Source organism: Flexivirga oryzae (assembly GCF_014190805.1).
Lineage (GTDB): Bacteria > Actinomycetota > Actinomycetes > Actinomycetales > Dermatophilaceae > Flexivirga > Flexivirga oryzae.
This window is the reverse complement of sequence record NZ_JACHVQ010000003.1, coordinates 437406-457343: the sequence shown is the minus strand read 5'-3', so window position 1 is coordinate 457343 and position 19938 is coordinate 437406. Positions and strand designations below refer to the sequence as shown.

Here is a 19938-nt window from a genome sequence, read left to right as displayed (position 1 = left end):
CAGAAGGGCCCTGGAATGAGCGTGAAGTACGCAGTCACCAACCCCGCCACGGGACAGATCGAAAGCACCTTCCCCACCGCAACCGACAACGAGATCGCCGACGTTCTCGCTCGAACGGGTGCGGCGTACGCCTCGTGGCGGCAGGTCCCGGTCGAGGAGCGCGCCGCCGTCCTGGGGCGCGTGAGTGACCTGTACCTCGAACGACAGGACGAGCTCGCGCTGTTGATCACCCGCGAGATGGGCAAGCCCCTCAGCCAGGCGCTCTGGGAACTCGGCCTCGTGGCCGACATCTATCGGTACTACGCCGATCAAGGTCCTGGTTTCCTGCTCGAGACCGAGTTCAACCCGAAGGATGGCGGTCACGCGGTCATCCGCAAGGAGTCCATGGGTTCACTCCTGGGAATCATGCCCTGGAACTTCCCCTACTACCAAGTGTGCCGTTTCGCCGGACCGAACCTTGTCGCCGGCAACGCCATCGTCATCAAGCATGCACCTCAGTGTCCGGAGTCCTCCAAGGCAATAGAGGAGATCTTCCACGACGCAGGTCTCCCCGCCGACGCGTACATCAACGTCTTCGCGTCGAACGAACAGGTTGCGACGATGATCGCCGATCCTCGGATAGCCGGTGTCTCCGTGACCGGCAGCGAACGGGCGGGCTCCGCCGTCGCCGAGGTCGCCGGACGGCACCTGAAGAAGGTCATCCTGGAACTCGGAGGGTCCGATCCGTTCGTCGTCCTCGACTCGGACGACCTGGCCAAGACGGTCCAGGACGCCGTGCTCGGGCGGATCATGAACGCAGGCCAGGCATGTACGTCATCCAAGCGGATGATCGTGGTTGACGACCTCTACGACGAGTTCGTCGCACAACTGGCCAAGTCCTTCGACGCGGTCGAGGTGGGCGACCCCACCAGCCCGGACACCGAGTTCGGGCCGATGTCGTCACAGGGCGCCGTCGACTCGCTCATGTCGCAGATCGACGACGCGATCGCGCACGGTGCGGAGGTGCGAGCAGGCGGCGGCCGGGTCGAGGGCCCGGGTTGTTTCGTCAGGCCGACGGTGCTGACCGGCATCACCCCCGCGATGCGCGCCTACCGTGAGGAGCTCTTCGGGCCGGTCGCCCTGGTCTTCCGCGTCGCTGACGCCGACGAGGCCGCCCAACTGGCCAACGGCACCGAGTTCGGACTCGGCGCCTCGGTCTACAGCAGCGATCCCGCCAAGGCCGCGGCATTCGCAGCGCGCCTGGACACCGGGATGGTGTGGATCAACAGCCCCGAGAGTTCCGCGGCGGACCTTCCGTTCGGTGGAACCAAACGATCGGGGATCGGGCGTGAGCTCGGTTCACTGGGAATCGACGAGTTCGTCAACAAGAAGACCATCTACACGCCTGCGGCCACACCCCTTGACTAAACATGACACGCGCGTCATTGTCGATGCAGCACACTCGTTGAAGCACTGAAAAGGAAGCCCCTCATGCCAAGAGTCGACGGCAAGGTCTGCATCGTCACGGGAGCGGCGTCCGGCATCGGTGCGGCCACCCGAAGCGTCCTGCAGGACGAAGGCGCGACGGTCATCGGATTCGATCGTCAGACCGGCGAGCACCCCGATGACCTCCTCTGGACCGTGGACATCAGTGACCAGGACGCGGTCTCAGCGGCAGTCGAACGCGTCGCCGACGCCCACGGTCACATCGACGTGCTCGTCAACAACGCCGGCATCCCCGGACCGAAGAAGCCGTCGCACGAAGTCACCCTCGAGGAGTTCGAGCACGTCTTCGGTGTCAACGTTCGCGGCACGTGGCTGTGCACCAAGTACGTCGTTCCCCACATGCTCGCAGCGGGGCGCGGCAGCATCGTCAACATGTCGTCCATGTACGGCCTCGTGGGGAATTCGCTGATTCCGACCTACCACGCGACCAAGGGCGCGATCCGACTGATGACCAAGGCCGACGCTGCGACGTATGCCGCCGGCGGGATCCGGGTCAACTCGGTGCATCCCGGCTCCATCGACACCGGATCGAAGGCATCCGTCCGGGCCGACACCTCCGAGAAGGCTCAGGAATACAACCGCCGAGTCCTCTCCTCGATCCCGGTCGGTCACCGTGGCGAGCCGAAGGACATTGCGTATGGCGTGCTCTATCTCGCCTCCGACGAATCCCGTTACATGACCGGCTCCGAGCTGGTCATCGACGGCGGATACACGGCGGTGTGAGCGATGGACAACCTGTATCCCCCGGACGAGGGCATCTACCGCCAGACGCTCGGCCACTATCCGACGGGTGTCGCGGTCGTCACCGCGATGAAGCCCGATGGGACGCCGACCGGTATGACGGTCGGATCCTTCACCTCCGTGTCGCTGGACCCACCGCTGATCGCGTTCCTGCCCTCGAAGACCTCCAGCTCCTGGGCGGCACTGCGCGAGTGCGGTGACACCTTCGGCGTCAACATCCTCGCTGCCGACCAGGAAGTCGTGTGCCGCCGCATCGCCTCCTCGGGCAACGACAAGTTCAACGCGGTCGCCTGGCACGAATCTCCGCTCGGGCTACCGATTCTCGACGGTTGCGTGGCGTATCTGGAGTGCCGGGTCTCCGAGGTCCGCGACGCAGGCGACCACGACCTGGTGCTCGGTGAGGTCGTGCAGATGGGTGTGCAGCGTCCCACCGAGTCACTGCTGTTCTTCCGTGGCGGTTACGGCTCGTTCCGGCCACGGTCGCTGGCGATCGGCACGCCGCAACTGTTCGAACAACTCCGCTTCGTCGATGCCGCCCGGCCGATCATCGAACGCCTCGCCTCCGACAGCGGGCACGAGATCACGGCACTCGTCCTGCACGAGGGCGACCTCATCACCACCGCAGCGGCGAACGACGGGTCACACATGTCACGGCTCCGCGTCGGGCGCCGGACGCCGTTCCTGCCGCCGGTCGGCGCGGTGCACGCGGCATACAGCCCGGAGAGCGTCCGCAACTACTGGCTGTCCCAACTCCCCAAGGACGCGACCGACGAGGCGCAGCGCGCCGAGCGGATGCTGGACACGATCCGCGAGCGCGGATTCGGCTTCACCGTCGGGCACACGGTCGGCAGGGCGATCGAGTCGATGGGCCAACGCAGGTCCCGGGACCCCAGCCCGGAGGCGCTACGCGAGTTCCGCGAGGTGATCCGTCGCGCTAGCGCCAACTACAACATCGAATTCCTCAGCCCGCAAAGGGAACACGAGTTCCACGCGGCGACCGCACCGGTCTTCCATCCGCAGCACGGACTCGCCTTCACGCTGACGTTGTGGGGCCACGGCGGTTCGGTGTCCTACGACACGATGCGGGCCACCATCGACCAGTTGGTGCACACCGCACGCGTGTGCTCCGATGCCCTGTCGTATGTCGACAGCGAGAGCTGACCGGAGCCTGTTGGCTCCGGCCGGCTCCGCCGGGTCACCAGGGACTGACGGTGATGTTCGATCGACCGCCGTCGACCGCGATGTCCTCCGCGGTGAGGAAGCCCGCGGCAGGCGACGCCAGGTAACCCACCAGGGATGCGATGTCCTCGGGCTCGCCGAGCCGGCCCACCGGGATCAACTTCTCCCATCGCTCGCGCACGGCGTCGTCCTCCCACGAGTCGCGGTTGATGCCGGTGCGGACCACGCCCGGGTTGACACAGTTGACAGTGATGCCGAGCGGCGCGAGCTCGCAGGCGATCTGCCGGGTCAGTGCCGTCACACCGCCCTTGGACGCGCTGTACGCCGGGTAGTGGTAGCCGCGGGTCGCCGCCCCCGACGCGATGTTGATGATGCGCCGCTGCGCCGTGTCGCTGCCGTCCCGCAGGTGCGGCAGCGCCGCCTGGATCACCTGGAAGGTTCCCTTCAGGTTGACGTCGACCACGCGGTCCCAGATGTCCGACGTCGTGTCGTCGGCGTCCGCGCGCACCAGGATGCCGGCCCCGTTCACGACGACGTCGAGCCCACCACCCCATGCCACGACCGACTCGACGACCGCGCGCACCGCGTCGGCGTCGACGACGTCGCAGGTCGCCGTCATCACCATGGCGTCCCCGACCGACCCTGCGACCGTCGCGAGTCCATCCGCGTCACGGTCCACTGCGGCGACGGCGAGCCCGTCGTTGCACAGCTGCCGTACGACGGCAGCACCGATGCCTGAAGCGGCACCGGTCACGAGCGCGACGCGACGTCGCTGATCAGGAGTAGATCCTTGAATTGTCATTGCTGTGAATCCTTTCCAGTTGCGGTGCGATGCACCAGGGTGAGTCAGGAGATGGTGTCGTGATCGATCTGCAGGAGCTTTCGGACCGCGCCGAGATAGCCGACGTGCTCGCCCGCTATCAGCACGCCTGCGACCGGGGCGATCGCGAGCTGATGCGCGACTGCTACCACGACGACGCCGTCGACAACCACGGGCGGGCCAACGGGCCGGTCGACGAGGTGATGGCGTTCCTCGGTAAATACAGCGCGGATCTGCGCAGCACCTACCACTTCATGGGTCCGCCGCACATCGTCCTGGGCGCGGAGGGCGACGCCGACAAGGCGTTCGCGGAGACCTACTGCCTCTATCGCCGGGAGCTGTTCGACCCGGACGCAGAGATCCTGATGCAGGGCCTGCGCTACTTCGACGTCTTCGAGCGCCGGGACGATGTATGGCGCATCGCCCATCGGACGGTGCTGCTGGACTGGGAGCAGCGCGGGAACGGCGCACCGGGTGTGTCGGCGCCGGAGAGCTGGACCCGTGGGGCGCGGCGTGACGCCGACGTCGCGTGGCCGCTGACCGAGCACCTCGCGAACGCCCAAGGCCTGCGCCACTGAGTGACGCAGGCCTTGGGTGAGTCCCGTCGGCGGATTCGGGTCACAGAACGGCGATCGCATTGCCGGGTGACCCGAGTCCGCCGACGAGGGCCAGCGGGACCGCGTCAAAGACGAAGTCACGACGCCCCTGCCGGGCCAGGCCCTCCCGCAGCGTCTCGAAGTCGAACAGCTCCCCGAGGGGGATGCCGAGCATCGCGAGCACCCGCCGGTGCAGGCTGCCCACCGCTGGATCGCCGGGCGTGGCCTCGACGGCCGGGTTGTCCGCCGCGATCGCGGAAATGTGCCAGTCCCAGAGGAGTTCGGCGATTGCTTCGTCGGCTCGCAGCCCGGCCGAGAAGAGACCGGACTGCTTCTGGGCAATGTCCGCCTTCGCGTCACTGTCGAGTGCTCGGTACGCGGCGAGCCAGCCCGTGCGGATGCACAGGACGTCGCCGGCACGCACCTCGACACCTTGCGCCTCGGCGGCCGCGCGCACCTCGTCCGCGGTGATCGGGCGCTCGGCGAGCGGGTCGTAGTCGGCCCCGCGCAGATGCGCTTCGAGGTCGATCAGCACCCCGCGGCCGACGATCCCGGTGCTGCCCCAGTGGTGGATGCTCAGCCGCTGGTTGCCGGTGCCCGGCTCGTCGGTGACCCCTCCGTAGAAGCCGTGCTGCCGCACGCGGTGGTGCCGGAAACCATCCCACTGCGTCGAGCCCTGCGGGAAGAAGTTGTCCAGGCGGTCGTCATACATGCTGCCGAACTTCTTGATCACGTGCTCGAAGGGTTGCCGCCGGAAGAGCGGTGGGTCGGGCTCGTTGAGCGCGAGACTCAACGAGATCCGTTCACCGGTCTGGACATTCGTCATCGCATCGCGGACCCGTGCTGGTGTCAGCAGGTTGAGCGCGCCGAAGTTGTCGTCGTCACCGAAGACGCCCCACGAATGGTTGGAGCCGATGTCCTCCAGCCGCGGTAGGTCCTGGTATGCCGGCAGGCCGGCCTCGTCAGTAGTGGGCACCCGCAACTCCTACAGGTCGGTGTCGCCGCGCAGCAAGCGCATTGCGATCGTCCGGCGTTGGATCTCGGCGGTGCCGTCGGGGATGCGCAGCGCACGGGCATGCCGCCAGGCCTCCTCGATCCGCAGCTCGTTGGTCAGGCCCATCCCGCCGTGCACCTGGATCGCCTTGTCGGTGACCCGGCCCAGCATCTCGGTGCACAGCGCCTTGGTGATGGACGTCTCCTTGATGCTCTTCTTGCCGCTCTCGACCATCCACGCCGTGCGGGCCACGGTCGACTTGGCGGAGTAGATGTCCATCGCCATCTCGGCGAGCATCATCTGCACCGACTGGTGCTGGCCGATCGGCTTGTCGAAGGTTTCCCGCTGATTGGCGTAGGCGACCGACTGGGCCAGCGCCCAGCGCGCGGTGCCGATGCACAGGGCCGACATCGACAGGCGCCCGCGACTGATGCCGAGCAGCGCCAGCGCCAGGCCGTTGTGCACCTCGCCGATGATGTGCTCGTCCGGGACGCGCAGGTTCTCCAGCGTGAGGATGCCGATGTTCGTGCCACTGTGGCCGAGGATCGGGATCACACCGCTGCAGTCGAAGCCCTCCCACGAGGTGTCGACGAAGAACGCGGTGATGCCGCCGCGCCGTGCCTTGTTGGCCTCCGGATCGGTGACCGCGAAGAGCACGCAGTAGTCGGCGTACGGAGCGTTGGAGATCCACTGCTTGGTGCCGTTGATGACCCACTCGTCACCGTCGCGAACGGCCTTGGTGCGGATGCGTTGCACGTCGGAGCCGGCACCCGGCTCCGACAGGCCGAAGCAGAAGGTCTTCTCGCCGGACCCGATGCCGTCGACGTACTTCGCACGGACCTGCGGCTGCAGGTGCAACAGCAGCGGACTGAGGCCGTTGGTGAACACCGACGGCACGACGTTCTCGTGGATCAGCGGCCGGCTCGGGCCGACGTGGTTGGTCAGTTCCTCCTGCACGTGCACCAGTGCGGTCGGCGACAGGCCACCGCCGCCGAGGTCGGGGTCGCCGAACATCGTGTAGAAGCCGGCCTTCGCCGATTCGACGCGTACCTGCTTGCGCAGCTCGAGCACTTCGGGGCGGTAGCGGCCGGTTTCGTCATACCGGGTGCGCTCGCTGCCGAGCAGGTCCGCGTTCTTCTCCTCGAGCGGGATGACATAGCGGTCGATGAACTCGTTGAGTCCTTTGGCCGCTTCCTGGGCCTCTTCGGGGACTTCGAAGTCCACGGGGGCCTCCTTTCGTTCGCACCCGTCGGGGCGCAGTTCTCCGTCAGTGGGGGTCCGAACCGGGCATGCCGGGATTGCGGTACCGCCCGAATGAGGCGGTACCGCAATCAGTTTCGGATCAATCGATGAGTGGTCGACGGACCGTGCGGTCCGGCGTCAGAGTTGCGGGCGGACCTTCTCGGCGAAGTCGGTCATGGAGCGCAGCACCTGCTCCTGCGGCTGGCTGCCGGCGTCGAACCACGCGACCAGGCCGCCGAGGCCGGTGTGGCTGTGGAAGTCGGCGAGCTCCTGCGCGACGTCGTCGGCCGAGCCCAGGATGAGCGCCTTGCGCTCGATGTACTCGTCGAAGGTCAGCTCGTCGATGCCCAGACCGACCTTGGCCCGGTTGGTCAGGATGCCGACGTACCACATGTAGCCGTCGTGGTACTCCTTGATCGCCTGCTCCCGGTTGTCGGAGACGTGGATCGCCTTCAGCTGCGACGAGCGCGCGATGTTCTCGTCGATCGAGTCGAACGAGTGGCCGGCGGCCCGGCCCTCCTCGCGATAGACCTCCACCAGGCGGCTCACGTCGTCCCGCGTCGGCCGCTGGCCGAGCACGAAGGCGAAGCCGCGGCGGGCGGCCATCCGCAGCGACTCCTCGCTGGCGGAAACCATGACGAACACCGGCGGGGTGGGCTTCTGGTAGACCTCGGGGAACAACTCGATCTCGTCGGCGACGTCACCCGGGCCGGGCACCTGGTAGTGCTTGCCCTTGAACTTCACCTTGCCCGTCGTCCAGGCCTGCATGACGACCTCGAAGACCTCTTCGTACCGCTCGTCACGCTCGGACTCCGGGATGCTGTACGCCTGGAACTCCAGGCGGTCGTACGCCTTGCCGATGCCGAAGTTGAGGCGGCCGTTGCTCAGCTGGTCGACGTAGGCGTACTCCTCGGCCAACCGCAGCGGGTGGTGCATCGGCAGCCGCGAGACGCCGGAGCCGAGGCGGATGCGGGTGGTGGAGGCGGCCGCCGCGGCGAGCAGCAGCTGCGCCGAGGTCATGATGCCGTAGCGGCGGCCGTTGTGCTCGGCGACCCAAGCTTCTTCGAAGCCGAGCTTGTCGGCCACCTGGATCTGCTCGATGGCCTTCTGGACCACCTCGTGGTGGGTGTTCCACGGCGGAACGTTCGAGAGGCTGAAAATGCCGTAGTGCGGCTTCGAGAGGTCGGTCATGTCAACTCCAGTCATTGGTGAGGAGCACGGGTCGAGCGACCCAGCTGCGGCGAGCCCCTTGGATCGGGTGCTGTTTGAGAAGTCGCTCTTGACTAAACATGACACGCGCGTCATTGTCAATGGCGAACACTATTTTTCGCACTCCGCGATCCCGCCGTCCGCGGCGGCCATTCGTTGGTGCCCAAGAGCATTCGATCCGGCCCAACCTCAGCGACCCGAACCACCAAGGAGACACCCAATGGTCAACGTTCCCACCGTTGCCGGCAGCCAGGACAACACCGCCCTCGGTCGCGTCCTGATGCACGAGCACGTCTTCGTTCTCAACCAGGAGTACGAGGTGAACTACCCGGAGAGCTGGGACCACGCCGTCCGGATCGACGACGCGGTCGCCAAACTCGACGCACTCAAGGCGGCCGGCATCGACACCATCGTCGACCTGACCGTGCTGGGCCTCGGCCGCGACATCCGACGGGTCCGCGAGGTCGCCGAACGCACCGAGGTCAACATCATCGCGGCGACCGGCTTCTACACCTTCACCGAGCTGCCCACCTACCTACGGCTGCGCGGCCCGGGGCGCCTGGTCGACGTCGAGGAGCCGATGGTCGACATGTTCGTCCGTGACCTGACCGAAGGCATCGCGGGCACCGGGATCCGGGCCGCGATCCTGAAGTGCGCCACCGACGAGCCCGGCGTGACACCCGACGTCGAGCGCGTGCTGCGCTCCGTCGCACGTGCACATGTCGAGACCGGTGCCCCGATCTCCACGCACACCGACCCGCACAGCGAACGCGGCCTGGAACAGCAGCAGATCTTCGCCGAAGAGGGCGTGGACCTGGGCCGGGTGATCATCGGGCACAGCGGTGACACCGACGACCTGGACTACCTGCAACGCGTCCTGGACAACGGTTCCTACCTCGGCATGGACCGTTTCGGCCTGGACAGCCGGCTCGACTTCGACCGCCGGGTCAAGACCGTGGTCGACCTGATCGAGCGCGGCTACGGCAACCGGCTCGTCCTCTCCCACGACACGTCCTGCCACAGCAGCAACTTCCCCGCGGACTACCGGGCGAAGAACCTGCCCAACTGGCGGTTCGGCCACATCAGCGAGGACGTGCTCCCGGCACTGCGCTCCGCGGGGGTCACCGAGGAGCAGATCGACGCGATGCTCGTCGACACCCCGCGGGCGATCTTCGCCGCCGCCCCGCAGGTATGACGCACCGCCGCAACTCGCATCCGCCACAGACCGAAGGAAGATCCATGTCAGCAGTCCGCACCGAGCAGCACGGCGTCGTCGCCGAGGTCGTGCTCAACCGCCCCGAGAAGCTCAACGCCTTCAACGACGACCTCTTCGACGCCTACGAGCGCACCCTGGCCGACCTCGCGACCGACGACAGCGTCTCCGTCGTCATCGTCCGCGGTGAGGGGCGGGCGTTCAGCGTCGGCTGGGACGTCGGCAAGCAACCCTCCGCGGACCGGGAGGACAGCGGCTACCACCAGCGGATCGCGCACGCTGATTGGTTGCGCCTTCGGCCCCAACTTCGGGCGTTCACAGCAGTTTTCGAGTTTCCGAAGCCCGTTGTCGCCGCCGTTCACGGCTTCTGCATGGGCGGTGCGACCCTCATCCCCAACTGTTCGGACCTCGCAGTGGTCGGCAACGACACCAAGATCGGCTGGCCCGTGCTGCCGATCGGCGGCGGCATGCTCGGCCCGGTCTCGTCATACGCGATCGGCTCCAAGAAGGCCCGTGAGCTCTCCTACACGGCGGGCAGTTTCATGATGGGCCCGGAGGCCGCCCAGCGTGGTTTCGCCAACTACTCGGTGCCCGAGCAGGACGTGCTCAGCAAGGCACGCGAGCTGGCGTACGAGGTCTCCAAGACCCCGCGCGACATGCTCGAGATCAAGAAGCGTGCTGCGAACGACGTCCTGAACCGCCAGGGCTTCCGCGACACCCTGGAGGTGTGCGCGACCTGGGACGCCCTCATCCACACCTCGGCCGGCAACGAGCACATGTCACAGACCCTCGCCGAGCTCGGTATCAAGGCAGCCCGCCAGTGGTATGCCGAGGGTGGTTCCATCCCCCAACCCGCCGAAGCAGCGGCCGGCTCCAGCATCGACTGACCACCCACCAAGGAGAACACCACCACCATGGACCGCCAGCTCATCGCCGTCGTCGGTGCCTCGCCGCGCAACTTCTGGACAACGTGCGCCATTCACAACCTGACCACCCTCAACCCCGACCTGCACGTCGTTCCCGTGACGCCCAATCACGCGGAGATCCAAGGGCTCGCGACCGTGCCCGACGTCTCCGCTCTCCCCGGCACCCCGCGCGCCGCGATCATCGCCATCCGACGCGAGGCAGCGGTCGAGGCGGTGCGCACACTCACCGCAGCCGGGACCCGTGACATCGTCTGTGTCACCGACGGATTCGTCGAACGAGGTGATGAGACCGGCGCGCAGCTGCAGCAGGAGCTCATCGACATCGTCAGCGGAACCCAGACCCGGCTCTGGGGTCCCAACTGCGTCGGTTTCGCCGACTTCGCGGACAAGATCTGCGCCGTCGCGGAGCCGATCTGGCTGGAGTCGAAGGCCGGCCCCGTCTCGATCGTCTCGCAAAGCGGCGCGCTGCTGTCGGCGTTCGTCGCGGCGGCCGCACAGGAGGGCCTCGGTCTCGACTTCTGCGTGTCGACGGGCAACGGCGCGGTCAACGCCGTCCCCGAGGCGCTGCAGATCGCGCTGCAGCGGGACACCACCAAGGTCGTCTGCGCCTACATCGAGGGCGTGCGCGGCGACCAGGTCGAGCGTCTCGCGGCTGCGTTCCGCACGGCGCGGGAGCTCGGCAAGCAGATCATCGTGCTCAAGTCCGGCGTGTCCGAACGCGGCCAGAAGGCCGTCATGTCCCACACCGCGAGCATCGCCGGCACGGACTCGGTCTTCTCCGAGCTGCTGCGCGAGCACGGGGTGCTGCGCGCCGACGGCGTCGACGAGTTCGTGCGCCTTGCCACGCTGGTGCTGCTGGGCGTCAAGGAGGGCCGGGACCGCGCGGTCTCCGTGCTCGGTGGCTCCGGTGGCGCGGCTGCGCTCAGCAGCGACCTGTCCGATCGGTACGGCGTGAAACTGACGACCTTCGCCGACACCACGATCGAGCGGATCCGCGCGCTGGCCGGGCCGGGTTCGCTGATCGACAACCCGCTCGATGTGATCGGTGTCAAACGACGTGAGGGCGACGAGAGCGTCAACGGCTGCGTCTTCTCCGACCCCAACACCGGGCTGGTCCTCATGCCGTGGAGCGTGCAGTTCCCCTCCGAGACCGTCCACGAGTCGGTGCACACCTGGAACTGGGGCGACCTCGCGCGCCTGTCGACCGAGCACGAGATGCCGCTGATCATCACCGCGATGGCTCCCGTGCCGGACACCGACTTCACCCGCAGGTACCGGGAGGAGCATCCGCACGTCGCCGTCCTTGACAACCTGCACCTGACGTTCGCCGCCCTCGGCAAACTCTTCCCGGCACCGGCGCGCGAGAAGTCGTCGTCCGCCACCGCGGCCCCCGAGGCGGGTGTGCTGAGCGAAGCCGACTCGCGTGAGCTCGTCACCGCCGCCGGCGTTCCTGTCGTGGGTGGGGCACGCGTCGCCGCCGGTGAGGACCCGGCGGAAGCGACCGCAGGGCTCAAGCCGCCGTTCGCGGTCAAGGTCATCGCTCCGGTGAGCCACAAGGCGAAGATCGGCGGGGTGCTCCTCGGCGTTGCCGGGCACGCGGGACTGCCTGCAGCTATCGCACAGATCACCGAGAACGTCGTCCAGGCAGGGCTTTCCGCGGATCAGGTGGAAGGCTGTCTGGTCGAGGAGATGGTCTTCGGCCGGGAGATCCTGGTCGGGCTGAACACCGACCCGGTGCTCGGCCGCTACGTGGTCGTCGGTCTGGGTGGATCGGCGACCGAGATCGCGAACCGTTCGACCACTCGACGCCTCCCGCTGGCCGCCGGCGAGGCCGAGCGACTGCTCGCCGCCGTCGGCGTCGTCGACCATCCCAGGGCCGTCTCGGTCGTCGAGTCCGTGTGCACGGCATTCTGCGACGACTCGTTCGAGAAGTACCAGACCGTCGAGATCAACCCGCTCATCGTCGGCGTCGACGACTGCTGGGCCGCCGACGCCGTCGTCACCGTCGCACCCTGAGCAGAGGAGACACCGAGATGTCAGTTACCGAAGCCGCCCTGATCGAGGGCAAGGCATTCATCGGCGGAGCGTGGCGCGACGCCGACTCGGGTGCACGCATCGACGTCACCGATCCGGCAACCGGCGAACTCGTCGGCACGGTGCCGGACATGGGCCGCGACGAGTGCCGTGCGGCGATCCGCGCCGCGGCGGATGCCCTACCCGCCTGGTCGGCCCTCACCGCGAAGGAGCGGGCCACCTTCCTGATGCGGATGTATGACGCCATGACCGCTCGCGCGGACGAGCTGGCCGAACTGCTCACCCGGGAGCAGGGAAAGCCGCTCGCGGAGGCACGGGCCGAGGTGATCAGCGGCGCGACCTTCCTGGAGTACTACGCGGAGGAGGCCCGCCGGGTCAACGGTGAGATCCTCGCGCCGGACGCGCACGGCCGGCGGTTGATGGTGCTGCGCCAGCCGATCGGCGTCGTCGCTGCGATCACGCCGTGGAACTTCCCGAGCTCGATGATCATGCGCAAGATCGCGCCGGCGCTGGCGGCGGGCTGCACCGTGGTGGTGAAACCCGCTGAATTGACACCGTTTTCGGCCTTGGCGTTCGGCAGCATCGCCGAGCAGGCCGGTCTGCCGGCAGGTGTGCTCAACATCGTCACCGGACAGCCGGCACCCATCGGTGAGGAGATAACCTCCAACCCGACGGTCCGCAAGCTGTCCTTCACGGGCTCGACAGCCGTCGGCAAGCTGCTGAGCCGGCAGAGCGCCGACACGGTCAAGCGGGTCACGATGGAGCTGGGCGGCAATGCACCGTTCATCGTGTTCGCCGATGCCGATCTGGACCTCGCGGTGAAAGCCGCGGTGGGCGCGAAGTTCCGCAACGCCGGCCAGACCTGCATCTCGGCCAACCGGATCTATGTCGAGGCCACGGTCCACGACGAGTTCGTCCGCCGGCTGAAGCAGGCCGCCGAGCAGCTCGTGGTGGGCAACGGCCTCGAACCCGGCACCGACGTCGGGCCACTCATCGATGACCGTGCGGTCGCCAAGGTCGAGACGTTGCTCCGGGACGCCGCGGCGAACGGGGCAACCATCGAGACGGGTGGCACCCGGGCAGCTGCCGGCGGCCGCTTCTTCTCCCCCACCATCGTCACGAACGCCCCCGCAACGGCCGACATCGCGTGCACGGAGATCTTCGGACCCGTCGCCTCGATCTACCCGTTCACGACCGAGGACGAGGTCGTGGCGAACGCCAATGCGACGCCGTACGGGCTCTCGGCATACGTCTTCACGGAGGACTACCGACGCGGCTGGCGGGTCGGCGAGGCCCTGGAGTTCGGCATGATCGGCGTGAACGACGTCGCCATCGCGACACCGGTCGCGCCGTTCGGCGGGGTCAAGGAGTCCGGTTCGGGGCGTGAGGGATCCGCTCACGGCATCGACGACTACACCGAGCTGAAGTTGCTCGTCATCGGTGGCCTTCGCTGATCGACGGGCTCGGCGGGACGGTCTGGCGGCCGGTCGGAAAACTGCTCCGGCCGGCCGCCGTTCCGTAGTTGCCCTATGTGGTTGAACTCGTGCAACCGCAACGATTTTCAGATTTCTCTCACAGCAGACACATTGATCTGATACCCGTGTCATAAATTTTGTGCGAAACCCCTTGACGAAACATGACACACGCGTCATGGTTGATCCACGGCAACGACGTGAAACGCGTCACTCCCGCCCACGGTCGGTAGTCCGGCCGGGCAATTACTCACACCGCGGCAGTTCGTGTGCCGCAACGCCTCCAACTCAACATGCCCTCCGCTCGGCACTTTCGGCCGGCGAGAAGAACATCAGGAAGGTCACACCATGCGACGGACGAACGTTCTGGCCACTGTGACGGCAACAGTCCTCGTCACCGGCCTCACGGCCGCGTGCGGCTCCAGCTCGGGCGGGTCCGGTAGCTCCGGAGACTCCAGCGGCAAGATCACGCTGGGCATGCTCGCCCCGCTGACGGGCACCTTCGCCCAGGCCGGTGTCGACATGTCCGATGGCGCCAAGATCGCGGTCAAGCAGATCAACGCGAGCGGCGGGGTCAACGGCCAGAAGATCTCGCTGGACATCCGGGACGACGGCTCCGACGCGACCAAGACCTCCCAGGCCACCCGGGACCTGGCCAGCGCGGGCCACAAGCTGATCATGGGCGCCTACACCAGCACCGAGTGCCTCGCCGTGAAGAGCCTCATCGCGTCCAGCGGCAGCGTCTACGTCGCGCCGACCTGCGTGAGCGGCGACCTGACCGGCGGCCCGGGCCAGAAGGGTGCGGACCGGGTGTACCGGACCGGCCTGCGGTCCGCAGGGGACCAGCCGGTCGACAAGAGCATCCCGAAGATCATGAACGAGCTGGCGCCGGGCACCAAGACCTGGGACTACTTCGGTTACGACTACTCCTACGGCCACGAGCAGTCGGCCACCTTCAAGGCCAACCTGAGTTCACTGCCCGGCAGCCCCAAGCTCGGCTCGAACGTGTTCATCCCGCTCACCTCGCAGAACTTCCGGCCCTACGTCTCCAAGCTCGCCACGGCGGTCGAGAGCGACCCGACCGGCCGTGGCCTGTTCCTCGGCACCTACGGCGTCGGCACCGGCTCCTTCCTGCAGCAGGCGAGCAGCTTCAACTTCCTGTCGAAGTACAAGATGATCTGGACGACCGGCGACCCGTGGGACGTCTTCACCGCGCTCAAGGGCAAGTTCCCGACGGTGTGGAACCAGTACGACTACGTGTGGGCCGCCTACGACAACCCGACCAACAACGCCTTCGTCAAGGACTTCAAGAAGGCGTACGGTCACATGCCGGGCGCGAACGCCGCAGAGTCGTTCAACGCGGTCATGGCGTACGCCGCGGCCATCAAGAAGGCCGGTTCCACGGATCCGCAGAAGGTCTCCGACGCCCTCGCCGGGTTGACCTTCAAGTCCACCCAGGGAACCACCACGATCGACGCGACGACGCACCAGGCCAACAACAACGCCGTGCTGAGCAAGCTGCAGGGTGACCCGTCGTCACCCGACGGCATCAAGATCCTGCGGACGGTCATCGTCCAGCCGAAGGACGCCTCCTACAAGGACGGCTCGAACAGCACCACCAACAGCATCAACAAGGGTCAGTGAGGCCGAGCCGCCATGGTCGAACTACTCAACGCAATCGTCAGCGGGCTGGCGCTCGCCATGCCGCTGTTCCTGGCAGCCAGCGGCCTCACCCTGATCTACGGGGTGATGCGCGTGATCAACTTCGCCCATGGCGGCTTCTTCATGGTCGGTGCGTATGTCGCCACCAGCGCGCTGCGCGGGCAGGTGCACGGTTTCTGGGCCTTCATCGGGGCGGTGATCCTCGCCGGCATCGTGGTGGCGATCTTCTCCGCGGCCTGTGAGGAGATCATCTTCCGCTGGCTGGACCCCTCCGAGCACATGTTGTCGCTGCTGGCGTCATACGCGCTCTCCCTGATCATCGCCGGCGGCGCCGTGCAGATCTGGGGTGCGGCAGCCAAGACCCAGCCGGCACCACCGCTGCTCGCCGGCTCGTGGAGCTTCGGCGGCGTCGTCCTGGCGCAGAACGACGTCTTCATGATCATCATGGGTCTGCTGCTCGCGGCCGGGTTGTGGGCGCTGCTCAACCAGACCTCGTTCGGCAAGCAGGCCACCGCCGTGGCCGGTGACCCGGTCATGGCGGAGGCTCTCGGCATCCGGGTGCGCTGGGTCGCGATCGGCGTGTTCGCCGCCGGAGGCCTGCTCGCCGGTATGGCGGGAGGCCTTGCCTCACCGCAGTATTCGATCGCGCCGGGCCTGGATCAGCTGTTCGTGCTGCAGAGCTTCGCCGTCATCATCCTCGGTGGCTTCGGCTCCATCGGCGGCGCGTTCGGTGCGTCCCTGTTGCTCGGGTTGCTCGAGAGCATCCTCGCCACCTACGCGCCGTCGCTGTCCGGCTACGGCTTCTACGTCGCCATGGCCATCGTGCTGATGCTGCGCCCGCAAGGCCTGGCCATCGCGTTCCGGCCGCGCCGCGCTCCGCAACCGGAGGTCTCCGCATGAACGAGGGAAACGTCAAGACCAGGGTCGACGAGGACAACCCGTCGAGCCCGGCCGCCGAGGGCCTCGCCCCTTCCAGCGGAGCATCTGCCTGGTGGGCACGCGCCGGACGCAACCGGCTGGTGCCCCACGCCGTGCTCGCGATCGTGCTGATCGTGCTGGTGCCGTCGCTGCTGACCGGTTCCAATCTGGCGCTGGCCACCACCGCGGTCATCTACGGACTGTTCGCGCTGAGCGCGCTGGTGCTGTTCGGCTGGGTCGGACTCGGCTCGTTCGGCCAGGCGGCCTTCTTCGGCACGGGTGCGTACACGGCAGCGATGTTGAAGGACCATCAGCTCAATCCGCTGATCGTCATCCTCATCGGTGCCTTCGTCGCGATGCTCCTCGCGCTCGTCGTGGCGATACTGGCCGGGAACAGCAGCGGGATCCAGTTCGCCATGCTGACCCTGGTCCTCGGCGAGGTGCTGCACCAGTTGCTCTTCACCTTCCGCGACGTGTTCCACGGTGACGACGGCATCTTCGGCATCACCGCGCAACCGCTGTTCGGGATGAATCTGTTCGATCAGAAGAACTTCTGGTGGTACTCCGCAGGTGTGGCGGCCGTGTTCGCACTGGTCCTCTACGGGATCCACCGCTCGCAACTGGGCAAGACCTTCACCGCCGTCCGGGACGACCCGGTCAAGGCGGCAGCGCTGGGAACGTCGGTGCGGGTCGCCCGCACGGCAGCCTTCATGATCTCCGGCTTCGTCGGCGGCATCGCGGGAGTGCTCTACTCCCAGCAGCAGACCGGCGCCGCCCCCGGCCTCGTCAGCACCGTCATGTCGGGCAGCGTGATCTTCATGGTCTTCATCGGCGGGACCTCCAACATGTGGGGGCCGTTCGTCGGGGCGTTGGTCTACACCTACCTGACCACCCGCCTCTTCCAGGGATCGAACACCTCGACCATCTGGATCGGCCTGCTGCTCCTCGTGGTCGTCGTGCTGGTGCGCGGCGGCATCATGGGACTGGTCGAGCGCGGTGTCCGGCTGCTCAAGCAACGAGTGACCACGGCAAGGAGCGCGTCATGACATTGCTCGAAACCCACGGTATGTCCAAGGCCTACAACGGGGTTCCCGCGTTGGTCGACGCCACCGCGGCATTCGACTCCGGCCAGGTGACCGCCCTCATCGGACCGAACGGCGCCGGCAAGACGACGTTCTTCGGCACTCTCGCCGGAGAACACCGGGCAACTGCCGGCAGCATCGAGTTCGACGGCCACGACATCACCAAGTGGGACGCCGACCGCCGGGCCCGCGCAGGCATCGCCCGCACCTTCCAGGTCGCCCGGCAGTTCTCCTCACTGTCGGTGTTGGAGAACCTGTTGCTGTCCTACCAGGCCGGACAGGGCCAGTGGTGGCGGCCGTGGCGCACGTTCCTGCCGCGCACCGTCCCGTCATACATCCACGAACTCGCCGAGGTCACCCGGCTGGACAACCTGCTCGGCCGCACGGCCGGCACCCTGCCGCAGGGTGACCGCAAACGGCTCGAACTGGCGATGTCACTGGCGCAGGACCCGCGCGTGCTGCTGCTCGACGAGCCGACCGCGGGTATGACGGATGAGGACTGCGTCGTCACCGTCGACGTCCTCAAGGACGTGATGACCCGCAGCCCCGACCTGTGCCTGATCCTGACCGCCCACGACATGTCGGTCGTCTTCGCGCTCGCACACCGCATCCTGCTCATGGGCCAGGGGCAGATCCTGCTGGACGGCACCCCGGAAGAGGTCGCCGGTCATGAACTCGCCCGCACCACCTATCTGGGAGCCTCCTGATGTCCACTGACGCACTGGTTCTCGACGACGTCACGCTCACCTACGGCTCGGCGACTGCGGTCTTCGGCCTCTCGCTCACGGTCGGAGCCGGCGAAGCCGTCGGCATCCTCGGCCGCAACGGCGCCGGCAAGACCACCACGCTGCGCGGGATCCTCGGCAGCGGGGTACGCCGGAAGGGCTCGATCCGCTACTTCGGCGAGGAGATCGGCGGCATGCGCGCCGATCAGGTGGCCCGCAAGGGCATCGGCTGGGTGCCGGACGACCGCCGGATCTACACCACGCTCACCGTCCGGGAGAACCTCCTGCTCGCCAGCCGCGAGCGCAGCGGCCCGGCCAAGGAGGCGGTCGACGAGGCCGTCGCCGCGGTGCCTCTCGTCGAGAAGCTGCTGCCACGCAAGGGGGTCCAACTCAGTGGCGGCGAGCAGCAGGCGGTGGCGATCGCGCGCGCGGTTGTCGGCCGGCCGAAGGTGTTGCTGCTCGACGAACCGGCCGAAGGACTCGCCCCCATCATCGTGGAATCCCTGCAGCAGAGCGTCATCGAGTTGTCACGGTCGGGTATGACGATCCTCATCGCCGAGCAGAACCTCAATTTCGTCCTGGGTGCGACCCAGCGGGTCTGCGTACTCGACTCAGGGCGGGAGGTGCTGACATGCTCGTCAGAGGAGTTCGGCAACTCGCCCGAGCTCCAGAACCAGCACCTCGCGATCAGCCTGGAGAATCACGGCAAGCGCCGCTGACCGTCCGGGTCGTTGGCAGGGTGTGTAGGCGATGGGCGCGCGAGGAGCGCGAAGGTGCAACCTGAAGGGGAGATGACCGATGGCGACGGCGAAGAAGAGCAGCACGGCGAAGAGGACGAGCGCCGCCACGACCAAGGCGGCAGCCGCCAAGAAGACCGCTGCGGCGCCGAAGCCGGCCAAGAAGGCGGCGGCCGCGAAGAAGCGCGCCGCGGCACCCCGCCCGGTCAGGGTCACGCCGGTGCGCAAGCTGTCGGACTCGTCGCAGGCCGAGCCGGGAACCAAGCGCGGTCGCGCGACCCGCGAGCGGCTTCTCGCCGCGGCGCTGGTCGTCTTCGAACGAAAAGGCTTCCTCGAGACCAACGTCAGCGACATCTGCAAGGAGGCCGGGGCGGCACACGGGACGTTCTACATCTACTTCAAGAGCAAGGAAGACGTCTGGTACGTCCTGGTCGACCGGAGCGCCACGAAGCGCCAGGCGGTGACGACCGCTCCGGCGGAGATCGGTGGCACGGCGTACGAGCGTTTCGCTTACACCCTGCAGAACTACTTCCACGACATCCTGGAGCACCCTGCCTGGACTCGGACCCAGGAGCAGGCGGCGACGATCGACGACAAGACACGCATACACCGCTTGGAGATCCGCCGGGTGTTCCGCAACCGGATCCTGCACGGCATCGAGCGACTGCAGGACGCCGGTCTGGCCGATCCCGGAGCGCACGCCGAGATCGTCGCCGAGGCCATCGTGTCCATGCTGCACAACTTCGCGTACATGAACATCGTGCTCGCCGACAAACCGAAGTACGACATCGATGAGGTCGTCGAGACGATGGCGATGATCTGGGCTCGCTCGATCGGTCTGGACGTCGAACACCTTCCCGCGCGCCAGCGGGATGCCGCAGTCTGACCGACGAAGGAGGAAGC

The 19938-nt window shown here is 67.1% G+C and carries 18 protein-coding genes; 14 read left to right on the top strand and 4 right to left on the bottom strand.

The window, feature by feature from the left end; genetic code table 11:
* Window positions 1-15 precede the first annotated feature (15 nt).
* The 3 genes from FHU39_RS19065 (at window position 16) to FHU39_RS19055 (ending at window position 3387) form a co-directional block, all read left to right on the top strand.
* Complete coding sequence (locus FHU39_RS19065) at window positions 16-1407, top strand: NAD-dependent succinate-semialdehyde dehydrogenase (protein WP_183322274.1); 1392 nt, start codon at window positions 16-18, stop codon at window positions 1405-1407.
* A 63-nt stretch (window positions 1408-1470) separates the two neighbouring features.
* Window positions 1471-2208: an SDR family NAD(P)-dependent oxidoreductase gene (locus tag FHU39_RS19060; protein WP_183322273.1), complete on the top strand. Its 738-nt coding sequence runs from the start codon at window positions 1471-1473 to the stop codon at window positions 2206-2208.
* Between the two features lie 3 nt (window positions 2209-2211).
* Window positions 2212-3387 carry a flavin reductase gene (locus FHU39_RS19055; RefSeq protein ID WP_183322272.1) on the top strand — a complete coding sequence of 392 codons (1176 nt, stop codon included), beginning with the start codon at window positions 2212-2214 and terminating at the stop codon, window positions 3385-3387.
* Window positions 3388-3421: 34 nt separating this feature from the next.
* On the opposite strand, the gene FHU39_RS19050 is transcribed toward FHU39_RS19055, so the two are convergent.
* Window positions 3422-4207: an SDR family NAD(P)-dependent oxidoreductase gene (locus FHU39_RS19050; protein WP_183322271.1), complete on the bottom strand. Its 786-nt coding sequence runs from the start codon at window positions 4205-4207 to the stop codon at window positions 3422-3424.
* Window positions 4208-4266: 59 nt separating this feature from the next.
* On the opposite strand from FHU39_RS19050, the gene FHU39_RS19045 reads away from it, so the two are divergent.
* The gene (locus tag FHU39_RS19045) at window positions 4267-4803 is read left to right on the top strand and encodes a nuclear transport factor 2 family protein (RefSeq protein WP_183322270.1); all 537 of its coding nucleotides are present in this window, start codon (window positions 4267-4269) and stop codon (window positions 4801-4803) included.
* 40 nt (window positions 4804-4843) lie between these two features.
* On the opposite strand, the gene FHU39_RS19040 is transcribed toward FHU39_RS19045, so the two are convergent.
* The 3 genes from FHU39_RS19040 to FHU39_RS19030 all read right to left on the bottom strand — a co-directional run bounded on the left by FHU39_RS19040 (window position 4844) and on the right by FHU39_RS19030 (window position 8248).
* Window positions 4844-5797, bottom strand: a complete 954-nt coding sequence (locus FHU39_RS19040) for a cyclase family protein (protein ID WP_183322269.1) — start codon at window positions 5795-5797, stop codon at window positions 4844-4846.
* Window positions 5798-5806: 9 nt separating this feature from the next.
* Window positions 5807-7039: an acyl-CoA dehydrogenase family protein gene (locus FHU39_RS19035; RefSeq protein WP_183322268.1), complete on the bottom strand. Its 1233-nt coding sequence runs from the start codon at window positions 7037-7039 to the stop codon at window positions 5807-5809.
* A 156-nt stretch (window positions 7040-7195) separates the two neighbouring features.
* Window positions 7196-8248, bottom strand: coding sequence for an LLM class flavin-dependent oxidoreductase (locus tag FHU39_RS19030; RefSeq protein WP_183322267.1), 1053 nt, complete (start codon window positions 8246-8248; stop codon window positions 7196-7198).
* A 238-nt stretch (window positions 8249-8486) separates the two neighbouring features.
* On the opposite strand from FHU39_RS19030, the gene FHU39_RS19025 reads away from it, so the two are divergent.
* The 10 genes from FHU39_RS19025 (at window position 8487) to FHU39_RS18980 (ending at window position 19921) form a co-directional block, all read left to right on the top strand.
* Window positions 8487-9461 (top strand): phosphotriesterase family protein, encoded by a 975-nt coding sequence (locus FHU39_RS19025; protein ID WP_183322266.1) that lies wholly within the window; start codon window positions 8487-8489, stop codon window positions 9459-9461.
* Window positions 9462-9505: 44 nt separating this feature from the next.
* Entirely contained in the window at window positions 9506-10366 is an 861-nt protein-coding gene (locus tag FHU39_RS19020; RefSeq protein WP_183322265.1) for an enoyl-CoA hydratase/isomerase family protein, read from the top strand.
* A 27-nt stretch (window positions 10367-10393) separates the two neighbouring features.
* Entirely contained in the window at window positions 10394-12421 is a 2028-nt protein-coding gene (locus FHU39_RS19015) for an acetate--CoA ligase family protein (RefSeq protein ID WP_183322264.1), read from the top strand.
* A gap of 17 nt (window positions 12422-12438) precedes the next feature.
* Window positions 12439-13893: an NAD-dependent succinate-semialdehyde dehydrogenase gene (locus FHU39_RS19010; RefSeq protein WP_183322263.1), complete on the top strand. Its 1455-nt coding sequence runs from the start codon at window positions 12439-12441 to the stop codon at window positions 13891-13893.
* A gap of 366 nt (window positions 13894-14259) precedes the next feature.
* Entirely contained in the window at window positions 14260-15555 is a 1296-nt protein-coding gene (locus FHU39_RS19005) for an ABC transporter substrate-binding protein (RefSeq protein ID WP_183322262.1), read from the top strand.
* 12 nt (window positions 15556-15567) lie between these two features.
* The gene (locus tag FHU39_RS19000) at window positions 15568-16473 is read left to right on the top strand and encodes a branched-chain amino acid ABC transporter permease (RefSeq protein ID WP_183322261.1); all 906 of its coding nucleotides are present in this window, start codon (window positions 15568-15570) and stop codon (window positions 16471-16473) included.
* Window positions 16470-17537: a branched-chain amino acid ABC transporter permease gene (locus FHU39_RS18995; RefSeq protein WP_183322260.1), complete on the top strand. Its 1068-nt coding sequence runs from the start codon at window positions 16470-16472 to the stop codon at window positions 17535-17537. Before FHU39_RS19000 ends, FHU39_RS18995 begins: the two co-directional genes overlap by 4 nt.
* Window positions 17534-18280, top strand: coding sequence for an ABC transporter ATP-binding protein (locus FHU39_RS18990; protein ID WP_183322259.1), 747 nt, complete (start codon window positions 17534-17536; stop codon window positions 18278-18280). Before FHU39_RS18995 ends, FHU39_RS18990 begins: the two co-directional genes overlap by 4 nt.
* Window positions 18280-19017: an ABC transporter ATP-binding protein gene (locus FHU39_RS18985; protein ID WP_183322258.1), complete on the top strand. Its 738-nt coding sequence runs from the start codon at window positions 18280-18282 to the stop codon at window positions 19015-19017. The genes FHU39_RS18990 and FHU39_RS18985 overlap by 1 nt, the downstream gene beginning before the upstream one ends.
* 79 nt (window positions 19018-19096) lie before the next feature.
* Entirely contained in the window at window positions 19097-19921 is an 825-nt protein-coding gene (locus FHU39_RS18980) for a TetR/AcrR family transcriptional regulator (RefSeq protein ID WP_183322257.1), read from the top strand.
* The last annotated feature ends 17 nt before the right edge of the window (window positions 19922-19938 follow it).